This is a genomic window from Robertmurraya dakarensis (assembly GCF_900156875.1).
GTDB classification, from domain to species: Bacteria; Bacillota; Bacilli; order Bacillales; family Cytobacillaceae; genus Robertmurraya; species Robertmurraya dakarensis.
Window position 1 is genome coordinate 665042 of record NZ_LT707408.1, and the last position, 16387, is coordinate 681428.

General features: G+C 39.7%; 17 protein-coding genes. 13 read left to right on the forward strand and 4 right to left on the reverse strand.

The features are described from left to right. The first annotated feature begins 608 nt into the window (after window positions 1-608). A complete protein-coding gene (locus CZ487_RS04390; RefSeq protein ID WP_077210804.1) occupies window positions 609-1844 on the forward strand; it encodes an IS110 family RNA-guided transposase in 1236 nt (411 codons plus the stop codon). 377 nt (window positions 1845-2221) lie between these two features. Here the strand turns inward: CZ487_RS04390 and CZ487_RS04395 are convergent, their stop codons facing one another. After that, window positions 2222-2662 carry a hypothetical protein gene (locus tag CZ487_RS04395; protein WP_077210960.1) on the reverse strand — a complete coding sequence of 147 codons (441 nt, stop codon included), beginning with the start codon at window positions 2660-2662 and terminating at the stop codon, window positions 2222-2224. A gap of 11 nt (window positions 2663-2673) precedes the next feature. Next, window positions 2674-3024 carry an ASCH domain-containing protein gene (locus CZ487_RS04400; protein ID WP_077210961.1) on the reverse strand — a complete coding sequence of 117 codons (351 nt, stop codon included), beginning with the start codon at window positions 3022-3024 and terminating at the stop codon, window positions 2674-2676. A gap of 289 nt (window positions 3025-3313) precedes the next feature. Between CZ487_RS04400 and CZ487_RS04405 the strand changes: the two genes are divergently transcribed. Beyond that, a complete protein-coding gene (locus tag CZ487_RS04405; RefSeq protein WP_077211852.1) occupies window positions 3314-4531 on the forward strand; it encodes an MFS transporter in 1218 nt (405 codons plus the stop codon). A 128-nt stretch (window positions 4532-4659) separates the two neighbouring features. Here the strand turns inward: CZ487_RS04405 and CZ487_RS04410 are convergent, their stop codons facing one another. Beyond that, window positions 4660-5475: an N-acetylmuramoyl-L-alanine amidase gene (locus tag CZ487_RS04410; protein ID WP_077210962.1), complete on the reverse strand. Its 816-nt coding sequence runs from the start codon at window positions 5473-5475 to the stop codon at window positions 4660-4662. A gap of 402 nt (window positions 5476-5877) precedes the next feature. On the opposite strand from CZ487_RS04410, the gene CZ487_RS04415 reads away from it, so the two are divergent. The 10 genes from CZ487_RS04415 (at window position 5878) to CZ487_RS04460 (ending at window position 14588) form a co-directional block, all read left to right on the forward strand. After that, complete coding sequence (locus tag CZ487_RS04415; protein ID WP_077210963.1) at window positions 5878-7044, forward strand: ABC transporter substrate-binding protein; 1167 nt, start codon at window positions 5878-5880, stop codon at window positions 7042-7044. A 128-nt stretch (window positions 7045-7172) separates the two neighbouring features. Then, window positions 7173-8057: a branched-chain amino acid ABC transporter permease gene (locus tag CZ487_RS04420; RefSeq protein ID WP_077210964.1), complete on the forward strand. Its 885-nt coding sequence runs from the start codon at window positions 7173-7175 to the stop codon at window positions 8055-8057. 4 nt (window positions 8058-8061) lie between these two features. Continuing rightward, complete coding sequence (locus CZ487_RS04425) at window positions 8062-9027, forward strand: branched-chain amino acid ABC transporter permease (RefSeq protein ID WP_077210965.1); 966 nt, start codon at window positions 8062-8064, stop codon at window positions 9025-9027. After that, on the forward strand, window positions 9011-9784 hold the full coding sequence (locus CZ487_RS04430; RefSeq protein ID WP_077210966.1) for an ABC transporter ATP-binding protein: 774 nt from the start codon (window positions 9011-9013) through the stop codon (window positions 9782-9784). The genes CZ487_RS04425 and CZ487_RS04430 overlap by 17 nt, the downstream gene beginning before the upstream one ends. Beyond that, a complete protein-coding gene (locus CZ487_RS04435) occupies window positions 9777-10484 on the forward strand; it encodes an ABC transporter ATP-binding protein (RefSeq protein WP_077210967.1) in 708 nt (235 codons plus the stop codon). Before CZ487_RS04430 ends, CZ487_RS04435 begins: the two co-directional genes overlap by 8 nt. A 183-nt stretch (window positions 10485-10667) precedes the next feature. Beyond that, the gene (locus CZ487_RS04440) at window positions 10668-11432 is read left to right on the forward strand and encodes a basic amino acid ABC transporter substrate-binding protein (protein ID WP_077210968.1); all 765 of its coding nucleotides are present in this window, start codon (window positions 10668-10670) and stop codon (window positions 11430-11432) included. 24 nt (window positions 11433-11456) lie between these two features. After that, window positions 11457-12116, forward strand: a complete 660-nt coding sequence (locus CZ487_RS04445; RefSeq protein WP_077210969.1) for an amino acid ABC transporter permease — start codon at window positions 11457-11459, stop codon at window positions 12114-12116. A gap of 7 nt (window positions 12117-12123) precedes the next feature. Next, a complete protein-coding gene (locus CZ487_RS04450; RefSeq protein ID WP_077211853.1) occupies window positions 12124-12843 on the forward strand; it encodes an amino acid ABC transporter ATP-binding protein in 720 nt (239 codons plus the stop codon). Window positions 12844-12927: 84 nt separating this feature from the next. Then, the gene (locus tag CZ487_RS04455) at window positions 12928-14094 is read left to right on the forward strand and encodes a M20 family metallopeptidase (RefSeq protein WP_077210970.1); all 1167 of its coding nucleotides are present in this window, start codon (window positions 12928-12930) and stop codon (window positions 14092-14094) included. Window positions 14095-14234: 140 nt separating this feature from the next. Then, entirely contained in the window at window positions 14235-14588 is a 354-nt protein-coding gene (locus CZ487_RS04460) for a DUF488 domain-containing protein (protein ID WP_237562799.1), read from the forward strand. Between the two features lie 27 nt (window positions 14589-14615). On the opposite strand, the gene CZ487_RS27030 is transcribed toward CZ487_RS04460, so the two are convergent. Beyond that, the gene (locus tag CZ487_RS27030; protein WP_202617785.1) at window positions 14616-14792 is read right to left on the reverse strand and encodes an SE1832 family protein; all 177 of its coding nucleotides are present in this window, start codon (window positions 14790-14792) and stop codon (window positions 14616-14618) included. Window positions 14793-15219: 427 nt separating this feature from the next. On the opposite strand from CZ487_RS27030, the gene CZ487_RS04465 reads away from it, so the two are divergent. Then, window positions 15220-16338, forward strand: coding sequence for a sugar ABC transporter substrate-binding protein (locus tag CZ487_RS04465; RefSeq protein WP_077210972.1), 1119 nt, complete (start codon window positions 15220-15222; stop codon window positions 16336-16338). The last annotated feature ends 49 nt before the right edge of the window (window positions 16339-16387 follow it).

The window sequence follows — 16387 nt, forward strand, 5'->3', positions numbered from 1 at the left end:
TCCCCCTCGTATAGTACTAGTAAGAGCTCTTTCTAGAAGAATTTCCAGTTGATCCGGATCCTCTAAAATTCACTCTAGATTCCTATAGGTTATCAAGGTTAGCCTTTCGGCTTCCCCATCTTAAATATTTTAGTTTTACCCTTGTTTCACCCACCTGATGGGGAAGCCGAGGTAAAGTTCAAACTATCAATAATAGATTAATGTGTTGTTCTTATTTCGCAGGGGGATAGTTTCCCTACTGCTTCTTTGAAATGCCTTTAACTGAATATCGAGAAATGGCGGAGAATGGAGGAAGCTCCAGCGTTTTACTCCGTCATTTTTTTATAGCGTTCATAGACCTGCTCATGGGACAATGGAACCGACAGGATCGTATCAGGATATTGCTTCTCCCCCTTGCGGACACTTTGGTGTACTGCTTCATAAGCCTGCTACCCATGGTTCATTATTGAAGGTCTAACCACTGGTTGCGCCGCCGTAAAAGAAGTGAGTGTAGCGCTCATGATGGACTTCTTTTCTTTGAGTGCTGATGACGAGGAAGACATCGATGATTCCCGTGGGCACCCAGGTCTGAACGTTCTTGATTAACTTACATACTGGAGGTGATTGGTATGTCACAAATGCTTGTTGGTGTAGATGTAAGCTTGAAGTCCCATCATGTCCATTTCATGAAGGAGGACGGGTCCACACTCGCCGACTTTTCTGTTTCTAATGATCAAACCGGGGCCGAAACCCTGATCAAACGAATGCTAGAAACTGCGGAAAAAAGTCAGGCCAACCAATTGAAGATTGGGATGGAAGCCACTGATCTTTACAGTTGGCACCTTGCCCATTATCTACAAGACCAAATGAAAGGCTATGAACCTAAGTTTCAAGCCTCTATCTACGTACTAAATGCGAGAAAAGTCGCTCGTTTCAAAAAAGGGTATGATTCTCTTGTAAAAAACGATCGCATAGATGCCTGGGTCATCGCTGACCACTTGCGCTTTGGCCGACTGCCAGCCCAAATGAAAGATGCCATACAATATGAAGCTCTTCAGCGCTTAACGCGAACAAGGTTTCATTTTATGCGGGAGATTGCCCGAAATAAAACGTATTTCCTTAACCAGCTCTTTTTAAAGTTCAGTGGACTGAGACAGGATAATCCATTTTCAGATAAATTCGGAGCTACGAGTATGGCTGTCATGGAGGAACTAGAGCCCGAAACGATCGCTGAAATGAGCCTCGAGGAACTCGTCGAGTTCCTGCAAGATAAAGGAAAAAACCGATTTGAAAAGCCAGAGGAAATCGCAAAATACCTTCAAAAGTTGGCTAGATCATCTTACCGGCTGAATAAGGCTATGCAGGACCCCGTAAATATTTCGATGTCTGTTACTTTAAGTACCATTCAACATATCGAGTCACAGGTAAAGCGTCTGGATAAAGAAATTGCCAAGTTAATGAAAGGCATACCGCAAACCCTAACGTCTGTAAAAGGAATTGGAGACGTTTATGCGGCAGGGTTGATAGCTGAAATTAGCGATATAAAGCGATTTAAAGATCATCATGCCTTAGCGAAATATGCAGGTTTGGTATGGAACCAGAACCAATCAGGCGAATTCGAATCCCAGGAAACGGCTAGAATGAGGACAGGTAATAAATACCTGCGTTACTACCTTATTCAAGCTGCCGATAAGATCCGAAAGTACGACTCTGAATATAAAGCTTTTTACACAAAGAAGTACGATGAAGTTCCAAAACATAAACACAAACGCGCTCTCGTCTTAACCGCAAGAAAACTGGTACGATTGGTGTTTTCGCTACTACGCACCAATCAGTTGTACACACCACCCGAAAGGAGAGATTAAAACTTCTCATTCACACCCTTTCAAACACCCAGCTTCACACTTGAAAGTATTGGTAAAAAATTGAAAATAGTGTGAGGTTTATTAGGTATACTCTTTTTTAAACACTTTTCAATGAAAGACAATATTAATTTCCAATTCATTGAATTTTAGTGCTTGACATATTACCACTGGGCTTATACATTTTTCTATAATAATTTAATTGTTTAAAACTGTCAAAAATATATTTTTGATTGAAAGTGTTTTCCTTTCCTCTGTTGGAAAAGTTTAAAAACACCGTTATGTAATTATTATATTAGAATAATAGTTTAGACGAAGAATTTAAAAAATTAAAACAAAAAAAGACCTTGTTACCGTATAACAAGGTCTTTAGAGTATATTTACCAAAGGCTTGGCTTCACAACCATAAACCACAGCATCGCAGCTAATAATAGAATATATGTCCAAGTTGTTTTTATTAACTGTGCCGCTAGCACTTCTTTATCAGCCTCTTCCTCCTCAAACTTACGCAGTTTTGGTGTAAACGCGCGTGCTAAGAAGAATAAAGAGAGAAACATTACGAACAAGGTCATCAAAATCCATGGTGTTTGCCAAGACCAAGGGCCCGTGAAAACCAGCAGGACTCCAGATATAACGAGTACGTGTCCAGCATGCTTCGCGAGGCGCACTATGAACCTGAATGAGTTTAAATAAGCGCCAAGCTCTGGTTGGACAGCTGTTTTCATCTTTTTAATAAGAGGAAACAGAATGAAGAAAGGTCCAACCGAGGCTGTTGCACTGAGAACATGAGTATAAATGAAGAGCCTGTATAGAAAATCCATCTCTTTGCCTGTTAGTCGTTTACAGGACTGAACTCATGCACCCAAACTCTCATTTGCGGAAGCCATGGCATACCAGGGTGATAAGAAAGGATCGATTGTTTGTAGTCTTCAACTGTTTCAAATCCTTCTTGACGGGCGTGCTCATCCGTTAGTTCACCTAGAGCTTGAGAATAAACAGAGTCTACTCTGAATTTCTTTCCTTCTAACTCCATGATTTCTCCGACGTCGGCATATCTGCCATTTCGACGAGTAGCTGTTTTCTTTCCTGCTAGAACCTTCTCAACATCTGCTGGCATTGTTACAAGTCTGTCAATGCTGCATGTTTTTGGCGGTAACGTTTGATTTTCTTCATGATTAGACATAATAAAACCCCTTTCATCTATGTACGCCATTAAATGTACCATATTTCTATCAAAACATTAAATATTTCCATCATGAAGAAGGGGTTAATCTTAAAAAGATTAATATCCATGATGAAATAGACACATTGGCAGCGAAGGAGTAAAGTATTAATTGACAGGAAGTAAACAAAATGGTGAATGCTTCTTCTCTTTTTTAGATAAAAAGGGATATTCACCAAGCTTGTATTTATTTATAGGAAGTATCACGGTAAAATTCATACATTATTCTACAGAAGAGAAGGGGAAATTCTTGACTTACATTGAGAAAGATACGAAAGAGTATAAAAGAGCCAGTATTGCGCTGTTCCTGGGGGGATTTGTAACTTTTTTCATCCTTTATACCACGCAGCCTCTCTTGCCGATTTTTGCTGAGGAGTTTCAGGTGTCTGCGACGTTATCAAGTTTAACGCTATCCTTATCGACAGGTGTTCTAGCGTTAGTTATGCTTTTTGCAGCGCCGTTGTCTGATTCTTTTGGAAAGAAAAAGGTTATGATGGTTTCCATTATTATTACTTCAATTCTCGGATTAATTACAGCATTCAGTCCGAATTTTATAGCGCTGCTTATATGCAGGGCTTTGTTAGGGATTTTCATCGCAGGGGTTCCTTCGCTAGCGATGGCTTATGTTGGAGAGGAATTTAATCCGCGTGGAATGGGGAAGGTAATGGGACTCTATATAAGTGGAACGAGTCTTGGAGGCCTGGCCGGAAGGGTTTTAACCGGTGTACTAACCGATTTATTCTCATGGAGAATTGCTTTAGTTATTATCGGGCTGTTATCGCTTGTTTTAAGTGTTATTTTCATCTGCGCCCTGCCAACACCCCGCCGCTTTATGAAAAAGCCGCTGCAATGGGGAACGTCGTTGTCAGCTTATAAAAAGATACTTGTTAAAAAGCGATTAATGTCGCTGATCTTTTTGGCATTTTTGCTAATGGGCAGCTTTGTGACGCTGTTTAATTATATTGGCTTTTTACTAATGGAACCGCCGTATAATTTAAGTCAAACATTTATTGGTTTTATCTTTATAGCAAATTTATGCGGTACATTTAGTTCGGTTTATATGGGAAAAAAAGCTGACAAACATGGGAATTTCCCGATGCTGCTAATCTCCCTTGGAATCTTCCTTGCTGGAGTACTCATAACATTATTTGCGCCGCTGCTGGTGAAAATCATGGGTATTGGCATATTCACCTTCGGATTTTTCGCAGCTCATTCAATTGCAAGTGCTTGGATTGGAGAAGATTCGGGATCGTATAAGGCACAGGCATCATCCCTTTATCTTCTTTTATATTATTTAGGTTCAAGCGTTGTAGGATCAGTAGGCGGCTTTTTCTGGACGCATTATCATTGGATAGGTGTGATTTCCTTAGTTTCAGCCCTATTAATCACAGCTTTCCCGCTTATCATAATTGCCCAAAGAAAAAAACAAGTAACAGGCCAATACCACCAAATAAGCAATCTCAAATAGGTACCTAAATAGGTACTAGGTACCGTAAAAGGACAGTTGTCCACGTGTAAAATACAAATACAAAAAAAGCCGGTTTTCTATTAATTTAGAGAACTGGCTTTTTGTTTTAGGGGATGTGATTATGGTTGTTACCTAATAAATGCTTCGTGATAACCTGCGTTTTTTAACATTTTTAAAAGTGCTTGTGCATTTTGATTGGAAGAGAAGGTTCCTGCTTGCACATGAAATATAGTTTGTTCTGTCATATTTTCAACTGAAATAAAGGCTTGGATACCCATTGAACGAAGGTTCCCAATCTGTCGTTCTGCAGGTACTCTTGAACTAAAAGAACCTGCAATTATCCTTTTTAATTCTCCGGACTTTTCATGATGAGGTGAGATGGATGGTGTATCAGGTGTGTTGGTTTGCAAATGAAAGGCTTTAATCAAACCTCTGACATGACCTTCGGCTACGTCTTGACGCCAAATTGTTTCTTTCATCGAAGCTGAGTCTAATGGATGATCGATAAACCCATTTTCGGTCAGCAATGCAGGCATCATAGTTTCTCGTAATACATGATAATTTGCTTTCTTTTGACCTCTGTCAAGAAGATTGTTTTTCTTAATAATTTCAGAATGGAAAATTTGCTGATATGCTGCGGTAATTGAAGAGTTCGAAATGCCGTCATAGATAAAGTCTTCATAGCCTCTTGCGTGACCATTAAAAGAATTACAGTGGATAGACAAATAAAAGTCAGCTCCCCATGCGTTTGCTTCATCAGTGCGCTCCGATAATGACTTTGTGGTATCTTTGTCCCGGCTTAACCTAATCTGGATATCTTTAATATCTGCTAATAATGCTGCGATCCGAAGAGCGATATCCAAATTAATTTCTTTTTCTACTAGTCCGTTGCCTTTAGCTCCTGGATCAGAACCGCCGTGTCCGGGGTCTATAAAAAGCTTCATGCTTATCCCTCCAATCTATAAATTGTACCTACTTATATAATAGGAAGAAAACGCAAAATCAGACAGGGGTGTTAAAAATATTTTTGGTACCAGGTACCACGGGTGGACAAATAGCGGAAATTGTCTTTCTGTGGTACCTGGTACCAAAAAACAATAAAAAATATTCTAATATATTTTTATGTTTATACAATTTTTATTCGTTCGTATAGAGCGTGTTCGCCAAATAATACTGTTAATTACAGCGTTATTTCACAATCGGAATATGTATATAGTGTATAAATATTAATGTAAGGATAATTAACATGAATATTTACTGTTTACTTTATTCGACATTTGTATTTTAATATTGTTATAGTTTTTTAAAAATTTAGAGATATATTGGATACAGGGGGTTGTTACACAATGTCTATTTTCAAAAAATTCATGCAGTTCTCTGCGGTGTCAAGTATGCTTCTTTTAGCAGCTTGCGGCGGGGGCGGAGATGAAACGGCAAGCGGTACAGAAGGACAAGCAGATGGAGGTTCGGGAGTTGTCTCAGCGGATATTGGGGTCATTTCATACAATAGCGGCCCTGGTGCAGCGTACGGTGAAGCAATTACGAACGGCTTGAAATTAGCTCAAGAAGAAATTAATGCTAAAGGTGAAGTCAATATCAACCTTAAGATTGAAGATTCTGCTGGTGAGCAAGACCAAGCCTTAACAGCAGCGCAAAAACTAATTAACTCAGAAAATGTAACGGCAATTATTGGGCCAACTTTAAGTACGGAAATGAACGTTGTTGGACCAGAAGCTGACTTAAGCGGTGTGCCGATTATGGGAACTTCTACAACAGCTGAAGGAATTCCGCAGCTTGGCGAATATGTTTTCCGTAATTCAATTCCTGAAGCATTAGCGATTCCGGCTTCACTTAAAAAAGCAATTGAAGCTTACGACGTTAAAAAAGTGGCGATTTTATACGGAAATGATGATGTTTTAACAAAGTCTGGCTTTGATACAATGAAAGCGACAGCAGAAGAAATGGGATTAGAGATTTTAACAATTGAAACTTTCCAAAAAGGTCAATCTGACTATAATGCACAGTTAACAAAAATTAAAAGTTTAAATCCAGATCTTATCCTAGCGTCTGCCCTTTATAATGAAGGAGCTGTAATTATGGATCAAGCCCGCAAAATGGGAATCGATGTTCCATTCGTAGGCGGTAACGGATTTAACTCACCTGAAGTTATTAACATTGCTGGCGATGCAGCTAACGGTTTGATTGTAGCAACACCATGGTTTGGTGAAAAGGAAGACCCAAAGGTACAAGACTTTGTAGCGAAGTACACAGAGAAGTTCGGTAAAGCGCCGGATCAATTTGCTGCTCAAAGCTATGATGGTCTATACATTTTTGCTGAAGCATTGAAAAATGCTGGAGATTCCGATCGTGATGCATTCCGTGACGCATTAGCTGAAATTTCAAACTTTGAAGGAATTCTTGGTAATTTCTCCTTTGATGAAGAAGGGGACGTTGTAATGGAGCCAACCGTTTTAACTATTAAAGACGGCAAGTTCCAAGAATTTAATGAATAGATTGTAAGAATTCAAAAAGGCTCTGTTAATGATATGTGCTAAATTTCTTTCTTCTACTAAAACATACGGAGAAAGGCTGGCAATATGTCTTAACAGAGCTTTACATTTTTGTAAGTGGGTGAGACAGCATGTTAATAGAACAATTGATTAATGGGATTACACTTGGGAGTATCTATGCCATTGTGGCACTAGGCTTTACACTTGTGTTTGGTGTTCTGGGAATTGTTAATATGGGACACGGAGAAATCTTTATGTTTGGCGCGTTTATCGGAGTGCTGGTCACAACCACATTCGGCTTGCCGCTGTGGCTTGCGTTTCTTGCGGCGATTATTGTAACGGCCTTCATGGGTTATTTGCTTGAACGCTTTGCGCTAAGACCACTTCGTAACCATCAAGGAAGTAATCATTTAGCACCATTAATAAGTACCATAGGAGTATCAATCTTCCTTGAGAATCTATCGCACCATCTGTTTGGCCCTGGGAACCATCCTTTCCGTACGCCATTTGCTGAAATGAGTATTGAAATTGGGTCTGTGACTGTCTATTTGGTGCAAATAGTAATATTTGTAATTTCCCTAATCTTAATGGCTGCACTTTCATTTTGGCTCGGGAAGACAAAAGCAGGTAAAGCATTACGTGCTGTAGCAGAAAATCTTGAAACTGCCAGTTTATTGGGAGTGGATACTAAGAAATACATTACGTTAACCGTTATACTGGCGTCCGCTATGGGAGGAATTGCTGGTATCTTAGTCGGAATGGCGTTTAATGCCGTAACTCCACAAATGGGATTATCAATGGGGTTAAAGGGTCTTGCGATCATTATTTTGGGCGGTATGGGAAATGTCAAAGGAGCAATGGTTGGTGGATTAATCCTTGGATTAGCTGAGACATTTATCGTTGTTTACGGAGACTCCGGATACCGTGATGCCATTGCGTTTATCGCGATTATTGTTATATTGCTAGTGAGACCACAAGGACTATTTGGACAGAAAACATCGGATGTAAGAAGGTGAACAAATGCTTGCTGAATTAATCAATCCATATTATTTACAAGTCGGATCTTTTATGCTTATCAATATTATTCTTGGAATCAGCATGTATATCACCTTATCAACTGGACAACTGTCTCTTGCGAATGCAGGGTTCATGGGGATAGGTGCCTATACATCTGCGCTTTTAACGATTCATTTTTCTCTGCCTATTCCTGTTGGTGTTGTCATAGGTGCGATTTTTGCAGGACTGCTGGGGATCGTAGTCGGATTGCCGACGCTTAGATTAAAAGGGGTATTTTTAGCAATCGTTACCCTTGGCTTTGGGGAAGTCATACGTGTTATTTTTGTAAACTGGGAATCTCTCACAAAAGGTTCGGTAGGATTATCGGGCATACCTCATATGGGGAGAGAACTGTTAAAGACTGTAAAAGAACTTGGTTTTGAACCTAAAATGCTTGGATTGCAAAACAATCAGTTTATCTTTATGGCAATCTTCCTTATTCTTTTAGTCATTGTAATCTTTGTAATCTGGTTCTTTAAAAGACAAAACGATTCTCGAATTGGCCGAGCATTCTCGGCTATCAAACTAGATGAGCAAGCGGCAGAGTCTATGGGAATCAATATTACCTATTATAAAGTGCTAGCTTTTGCGCAAGGGGCGCTGTTATCTGGATTTGCGGGTGCGCTTTTTGCACATATGCTAGGCTATATCAGTCCGGCGGATTTTGCTTACCATAAGGCGATTGATATTTTGATATTCGCAGTTCTAGGCGGAAGTGAAGTCATTTGGGGACCTGCTTTTGGAGCGTTCTTCTTAACTTTACTGCCTGAGGTATTAAGATTTATTAGTGAATATCGCTATATGATCTATGGGGTAATCATTGTAGTGATGATGGTGGTGCGGCCGCAAGGACTTATTGATTTAAATGTAGTGAAATGGATTAAGAGAAAAACAACGAGAAGGGGGCTTAAGAATGGTACTGGAAATTAAAAAAGTATCTAAAAACTTTGGCGGCCTCAGTGCATTAACAGATGTCTCTTTTTCAATCAATAAGGGAGAAATCTTTGGTTTAATTGGACCTAACGGTGCTGGAAAGACAACTATGTTCAACCTGGTGACATCTATCTTTCCAACGTCATCAGGTGACATTATTTTTAAAGGTGAGAAAATTAATGAACTAAAGCCGCACCTCATTACGGAAAAGGGGATTTGCCGCACATTCCAGAACATACGCTTGTTCCCGCAAATGACGACGGTCGAAAATGTAATGGTTGGTGTGCATAGCAGAAGTTCTTCAGGAGTTTTAAAAAGTGTCTTTCGTCCGAAGTCGCAGCGTCAAGAGGAAGAAGGGATTAAAGTAAAATCTCAGGATCTTCTTAAGTTTGTCGGTTTAGAAGGCTATGAAGAAGTGGTAGCGGAAAACTTATCGTATGGTCAACAAAGAAGGCTTGAAATTGCTAGGGCAATGGCTAGTGACCCTGAATTGCTTCTTCTTGATGAACCGGCAGCTGGTATGAATGAAACGGAAACGGAAGACTTATTTCAGCTAATTAAACGGATCCAACAAAAGGGGATTACCGTCCTATTAATCGAACACGATATGCCGCTTGTTATGAATTTATGTGATCGTATTGCAGTATTAAATTTTGGAGTGAAAATTGCTGAAGGAACACCTAAAGAAATTCAAGATAATCCGGAAGTAATCGAAGCCTACCTCGGCCGAGAGGAGGATGAACTGGATGCTTAATGTATCAGGAATAAATGCTTTTTATGGAAAAATTCAAGTGTTGAAAAATGTTGGACTGCATGTAGAAGAGGGAAGTATTGTAACCATCCTTGGAGCAAATGGTGCTGGTAAAACGACGACAATGAAGACGATCTCTGGTCTTTTAAAACCGAAAGAAGGAAAGATTGAGTTTCTTGGTGAAGATGTAACAGGACTTAGACCTGACCAGCTTTTGCGAAAAGGAATCGCGCTAGTACCCGAGGGCCGGCAGATTTTGGCTGGGATGACGGTAATGGAAAACCTAGAAATGGGTGCATACCATCGAAAGGATAAAGAAATTGAGAAGGATCTTGAGATGGTTTTAGCAAGGTTCCCAATTTTAAAAGAAAGAGAAAAGCAGCTTGGCGGTACTCTTTCCGGCGGTCAGCAGCAAATGCTGGCGATTGCACGGGCCATCATGAGTAAACCGAAATTACTGTTATTAGATGAACCTTCTATGGGGCTTGCTCCACTTGTCGTGGCGGATATTTTTAACATTATTAAAGAAATAAGAGAAACCGGTACGACGGTACTTCTAGTTGAGCAAAACGCTAGACAAGCCTTGAAAATCTCAGATTTCGGGTATGTTTTAGAGACTGGTAAAATCGTTGCGGAAGGCAGTGCTGCTGATCTGCTTACAGATTCTCGAATAAAGGAAGCATACCTAGGTGTAAAATCATAATAGGGATATACAGAAACTCTCCAACAAGGAGGGTTTTTTGTTTGTTTATAAAGGGAATGGGGAAAATAAATTAATATACGAGAAAAGTATTGCAAAAAACTTTACCTGTGTTAAAATACATTCAAGTGAATAAATATTAATCCTATAAAAATAAAACAATTGGATATATTAGGAGGAACTTCGATGAAAAAGCATCTAAAGAGTATTGGAATTGCGCTTATGACTGTTGGGTTGTTAGCCGCTTGTGGACAAGAACAGGGTCAAAGCAATGGAGAAGAAAAAAAGGTTTTAGAAATGGGAACTTCAGCTGACTTCCCGCCGTTTGAGACACGTGACAACAGCGGTGAGATCGTTGGATTTGATATTGATTTAGCAAAAGCAGTTGCTGATGAGCTCGGTTATGAACTTGAAATAAAAGATATGAGTTTTGATGGATTAATTGGCGGGTTACAATCAGGGACGGTTGATTTCGTAGTATCTGGAATGTCGGCAACCGATGAAAGAAAAGAAAATGTTGATTTTTCAACTGAATATCATCGTTCAGGAGAAATGTTCATTACTTTACCAGATTCAAGTATCAAGAGTATGGACGATTTAGCAGGGACAAAAATTGGCGTTCAACTAGGTTCTATTCAAGATGAAGGGGCTAAGAAGCTAGCTGAAGAAATCGACCTTGAAGTTAAAGCTTTAAATAAAGTGCCTGATTTAATTCAAGAATTAAAATCCGGCCGTATTGATGCTGTGTATTTAGATAAAACAGTAGCGGAAGGTTATGTTAAAGAATTAGGCTTTTTAGGATTTGATGATGAAAGTGCAACAACACCTGGGATGGCCATTGCTTTTCCAAAGGGCAGTGAGCTTGTAGATGATTTTAGCAAAGTGATTGAAGAAATGAAAAGCAATGGTGAGATCGAGAAATTAGAACAAGAATGGCTATCAGAAGAATAACATCATAGAAATGAGGTGTAAGGCATGGATTTGGATTTCCTCCGAATCGTGCCTTCTATTCCATTTATCTTAAATGGAATATGGGTTACGTTATTATTTGTACTTGTAGCAGCAATTATTGGGTTTATTATTGGAACAATATTATCCTTATTTAAAATTTCAAATATAAGTTGGTTGAAGTGGTTTGCAGATGCATATACGTCTATTTTTCGCGGAACACCACTAATCCTGCAATTAATGATTTTTTATTTTGCGACCCCCCAGCTAACAGGGTATGATATCCCTGCTTTTCTGGCAGGTATATTAGCTTTTGGTTTAAACTCGGGTGCGTATATATCAGAAATCATTCGTGCGGGGATACAAGCTGTGGATGATGGTCAAAGAGAAGCGGCGGAGGCGCTGGGAGTTCCTTATAAGCCGATGATGAAAGATATCATTTTACCACAAGCATTGAAAAACATATTACCAGCGCTATTAAATGAATTTGTGACGTTAACGAAGGAATCAGCCATAGTCTCAACAATTGGTTTCCTTGATATTATGCGCCGTGCGCAAGTGGTCAGCGCAAATACTTATACCGCATTTGAACCGCTGCTTGTCGCTGGACTTATTTATTATCTATTAGTAATGGGGCTAACGCAGCTTGGCGGCCTTTTAGAAAGGAGACTGCGTAAAAGTGAGTAATGCTTTTATTAAAATAGAGGATCTTCACAAGTCCTTCGGCAAACTGGATGTATTAAAAGGAATTTCAACGACGATTCAAAAAGGTGAGGTTATCTCCATTATCGGGCCGTCAGGTTCTGGGAAGTCTACTTTCCTGCGTTGTATAAATTTACTCGAAAAGCCTACTAGTGGACGTATTTGGGTGGGTGACGATGAAATTACAGATAAATCAACCGATATTATGAAAGTGCGCCAAAATGTAGGGATGGTGTTTCAGCATTTTCACTTATTTCCTCATAAAACAGTGCTTGAGAATATTACGTATGCACCAATGAAGGTGAAGGGGATTTCGAAAGCAGAAGCAGAGAAGATCGCTTACGACTTATTAGAGCAAGTTGGGCTGGCTGAAAAAGCTGGTCAATATCCTAATCGTCTATCTGGCGGTCAGAAGCAGAGGGTAGCGATTGCGCGTGCATTAGCGATGTCTCCAGATGTGATGTTATTTGATGAGCCCACTTCTGCGCTTGACCCAGAGATGGTCAAAGAAGTGCTGGAAGTAATGCGTTCTTTAGCGGAAACAGGGATGACGATGGCGATCGTTACACATGAAATGGGATTTGCTAAAGAGGTAGCGGACCGCGTGCTATTTTTGGATGGCGGAGTTTTGGTGGAAGATGTACCGCCAGAAGAATTCTTCTCAAATCCGAAGAGTCAACGGGCACAGGATTTCTTAGAAAAGGTTTTATAAAAAAGATAAAAGAGTTGACATAATTTGTCCAGCTCTTTTTTTCTCATACTTAGGAGTTAAGGGAAAGGGAAATAGGTGATTGCTATGAAAGATCGTATTATAGAAGAAATTGATCACTGCAAAGATGATTTTTATAACATTAGTATTTATATTGGAGAAAACCCGGAGTTAGGTCATGAAGAATTTAAGGCATGTGAAGTTTTAACAAACCAATTGAAGAAACATGGATTTCAAGTTGAAATTGGCACTTGCGGGCTAAGTACGGCTTTTAAGGCTGTATATGATAGTGGCAAAGAAGGACCTGCGATTGGGTTTATGGCTGAATATGATGCATTGCCAGAGGTTGGTCATGCATGCGGGCATAACTTAATTGGAACAATGGGAATTGGTGCTGGAATTGGTTTGAGCAAGGTCATCGCAGAAACAGGTGGAAAGGTTATTGTTTTTGGTACTCCTGCAGAGGAAACGAGTGGCGGCAAGGTCACGATGGCGGAAGAAGGATTATTTGATGCTCTGGATGTTGCACTCATGGTTCATCCGCAAGATAAGTATGTAAAAAGCGGTACTTCATTAGCGATGGATGCTATTCAATTTGAATTCTTTGGAAAGTCTGCCCACGCTGCTGCAAGTCCGCATATGGGGATTAATGCTTTGGACGCAGTGATTCAAACGTTCAATAGCATCAATGCTCTTCGTCAGCATATTACTTCGGATGCTAGAATTCATGGCATCATTACAGAAGGTGGAAAAGCCGCGAATGTGGTTCCGGATTATGCGGTGGCACAATTTTATGTGCGTGCTTCCAAAAGGGAGTATGTGAATGAGTTAGTAGAGAAAGTGAAACGCTGTGCAGAGGGAGCTGCTCTTCAGACGGGCGCCACAATGAAATGGTCAAATTATGAGTTTTCGTATGACGATATGATTACGAATACGACATTATCTGATGTATTTACAAAGGAATTAATTTCCCTTGGGGTCGACGAGAATGAAATTTATGAAGATCGTGACGGTACTGGATCGCTTGATATGGGGAATGTCAGCCAGGTGGTGCCAGCAATCCATCCGTATATAAAAATCTCCAATGTGCCTTGCGTACCTCACACGCCGGAATTCCGTGAAGCGGCTATGAGCGAGCTGGGCAGAGAGGCGATGATGATAGGAGCAAAAGCAATGGCTTTAACTGGGTACGAAATCCTAACAAACCCAGAACTCCTGCAGCAAATCAAACAAGAATACAACAATCAAAAATAGGTACCTGGTACCGGTTGTGGACAGGTGTGTTTGTGGAGTGGACAGTGCGGAGCTATGATTTTTATTATAGCCACGCGCTGTTTTGTTTTATAATGGTTAAATAACTGGATGTGTGAGGTGGTAGAGTGTCAGGGGTCTTTGTGAAAAGAATTTACGATCCTGTAGAAGAAACGGACGGCTCCCGAATTTTGGTTGACAGGCTTTGGCCTCGAGGAATTAAAAAGGCAGAAGCTGAGTTAACATACTGGTATAAGGAAATAGCGCCAAGCAATGAACTTAGGAAATGGTTCGGGCACAAGCCCGATCGCTTTGAGGAATTTCGTCAGAGATACATAGAAGAACTGATGGGAGACGAACAAAAGCTGTTGAAAATTGAGGAGATTAAAAGGTTCACTAGCACCCAAAATGTTACGCTGTTATACAGTGCAAAGAACCAAGAATTTAATAATGCGGTTGTCTTAAGAGATGTAATCATGCAAACAATAAATAGATAAAAGAAAGAGGCTTCCAGTGGCAGCCTCTTAAACAGTTTCTAATTGCTTATATAGTCTTTTTAACTCCTCCTCGATTTCGGTAATTTGTTTTTCGAGTGGAGAAAGATTGCCTTGGACAAATTCTAATTTCTCTAAATCATGCTGAAGCCTGATGTACTCCGATTTAAGCTCCTGAATTTTACTATTAATCTCAAATTTCGTCATGCAGACACCTCGTTTCTACTACTATTTTTACCATATTAATTGTTTAGAATCTACAAAGTGGTAAGAATATCTCAATGAAATATCAATATGAGTGCTTTTTTTTAGTAACTAACGTTGGTTTATATTTGTTTATAATGTAATCTTTTTGTTTTTGTTGTTTTATAGATGAAAGAAGCAGAGTTTTAACAAGTTTCGAACCCCGAAAAACCGTTTTATGTAATAGGATACTGAATATTTAAATAACAACTGTTTTAAAAACCAAATAAATCACGAATAAACCAAAATAAATATTGTACAAGTGTGGGTGCCGTGATAAAATTTAAATAAATTCAGAAATGAAAGCGCTATATTTGGCTGATGCTCTGGATTTACATCTTGAATAAGAGTTTACTAAGTTAGAAAACTATTAAAAAGGAGTGTTACGTCGATGAAAAGCTTTGTCAATAAAGCAGTAATTTTTATTCTTGCGCTATCTCTTTTTCTAACTGGCTGTTCTTCCTCCTCTGAAGAAGGAAATTCTGAGCCTAAAGAGGGAAATCCGGATGTTTCTCTGGAAAATGTACCAGATAGATTTAAAGATGGAGAACAAGTGAAAGTAAAAGTAGTTAGAAAGATTGGCGGCGATGACCATACAGCACAATTTCTAGCTGGAGCTAAAGAAGAAGGCGAAGCGTTAGGATTTAAAGTTGATGTATTTACGGCTAACGGCGATACAGCAAAATTCCATGATGCGATTGCTCAAGCGCTGCAAGAAGATTTCGATGCCTTCATTATCTCACATGGTGACGATGCAGCAACTGTTCAAGATGTACAAAAAATTATCGATGCCGGTAAAAGTGTTGTAACATTTGACTCTAACGGAGACCTTGCATCAATCGATGGAGTAACACTTACTTCTCAAGATGACGCGGCATTAGCGAATTTAGCGTTAGATCAATTAATCAAAGATACAAACGGTGAAGCGAATATTGTTTACCTTTGGGTAGATGGATTCCCGCCAATGGTTAGACGTAACAATGTTTACCAAGAAGTACTAAAGAATAATCCTGGAATTAAAGAGCTTGAAAGATTTGGTGTTGCATCTGCTGATACATCTACGCAAACACAAAATGCGGTAGCGGCGATGTTGAACAAGTATCCAAAAGGAGAAATTGATGCGATCTTTGCGACATGGGATGCTTTTGCAATTGGTGCAGCGCGTGCGATTAAAGAAGCAGGAAGAGACGAGATTGCCATTTACGGCATTGACGTTTCAAATGCGGACCTTCAGATTATGCAGGAAGAGAACAGCCCTTGGAAATACACAGCAGCGGTTGATCCGAAGTTAATTGGCGCTGTTAATATGAGAATTGCTGCTAAGAAGCTTGCTGGTGAAGAAACACCTGCAGCATTCGACTTGGAAGCTTCACTAATTTCTCAAGAAGCCCTTCAAAGCTCAGGTTCTCCAGTAAACATGGTTAATCTTTCTGAAATCGTTGAAGGCTGGGGTGTTTCAACAGCGTTCGAAGAAGAGTGGATGAAGACGTTAAAAGAGTACTATAAATAATAAACTTAATGAAGCCTTATATCATGAAGAAACTTCCTTGATATAAGGT

Coding starts and splice junctions, on each gene's coding strand:
- CZ487_RS04400 (WP_077210961.1), bottom strand. CDS start 3,024: ATGTCTAATCATGAAGAAAATCAAACGTTACCGCCAAAAACATGCAGC.
- CZ487_RS04465 (WP_077210972.1), top strand. CDS start 15,220: ATGAAAAGCTTTGTCAATAAAGCAGTAATTTTTATTCTTGCGCTATCT.
- CZ487_RS04425 (WP_077210965.1), top strand. CDS start 8,062: ATGCTTGCTGAATTAATCAATCCATATTATTTACAAGTCGGATCTTTT.
- CZ487_RS04435 (WP_077210967.1), top strand. CDS start 9,777: ATGCTTAATGTATCAGGAATAAATGCTTTTTATGGAAAAATTCAAGTG.
- CZ487_RS04445 (WP_077210969.1), top strand. CDS start 11,457: ATGGATTTGGATTTCCTCCGAATCGTGCCTTCTATTCCATTTATCTTA.
- CZ487_RS04415 (WP_077210963.1), top strand. CDS start 5,878: ATGTCTATTTTCAAAAAATTCATGCAGTTCTCTGCGGTGTCAAGTATG.
- CZ487_RS04420 (WP_077210964.1), top strand. CDS start 7,173: ATGTTAATAGAACAATTGATTAATGGGATTACACTTGGGAGTATCTAT.
- CZ487_RS04430 (WP_077210966.1), top strand. CDS start 9,011: ATGGTACTGGAAATTAAAAAAGTATCTAAAAACTTTGGCGGCCTCAGT.
- CZ487_RS04395 (WP_077210960.1), bottom strand. CDS start 2,662: ATGGATTTTCTATACAGGCTCTTCATTTATACTCATGTTCTCAGTGCA.
- CZ487_RS04410 (WP_077210962.1), bottom strand. CDS start 5,475: ATGAAGCTTTTTATAGACCCCGGACACGGCGGTTCTGATCCAGGAGCT.
- CZ487_RS04390 (WP_077210804.1), top strand. CDS start 609: ATGTCACAAATGCTTGTTGGTGTAGATGTAAGCTTGAAGTCCCATCAT.
- CZ487_RS04440 (WP_077210968.1), top strand. CDS start 10,668: ATGAAAAAGCATCTAAAGAGTATTGGAATTGCGCTTATGACTGTTGGG.
- CZ487_RS04455 (WP_077210970.1), top strand. CDS start 12,928: ATGAAAGATCGTATTATAGAAGAAATTGATCACTGCAAAGATGATTTT.
- CZ487_RS27030 (WP_202617785.1), bottom strand. CDS start 14,792: ATGACGAAATTTGAGATTAATAGTAAAATTCAGGAGCTTAAATCGGAG.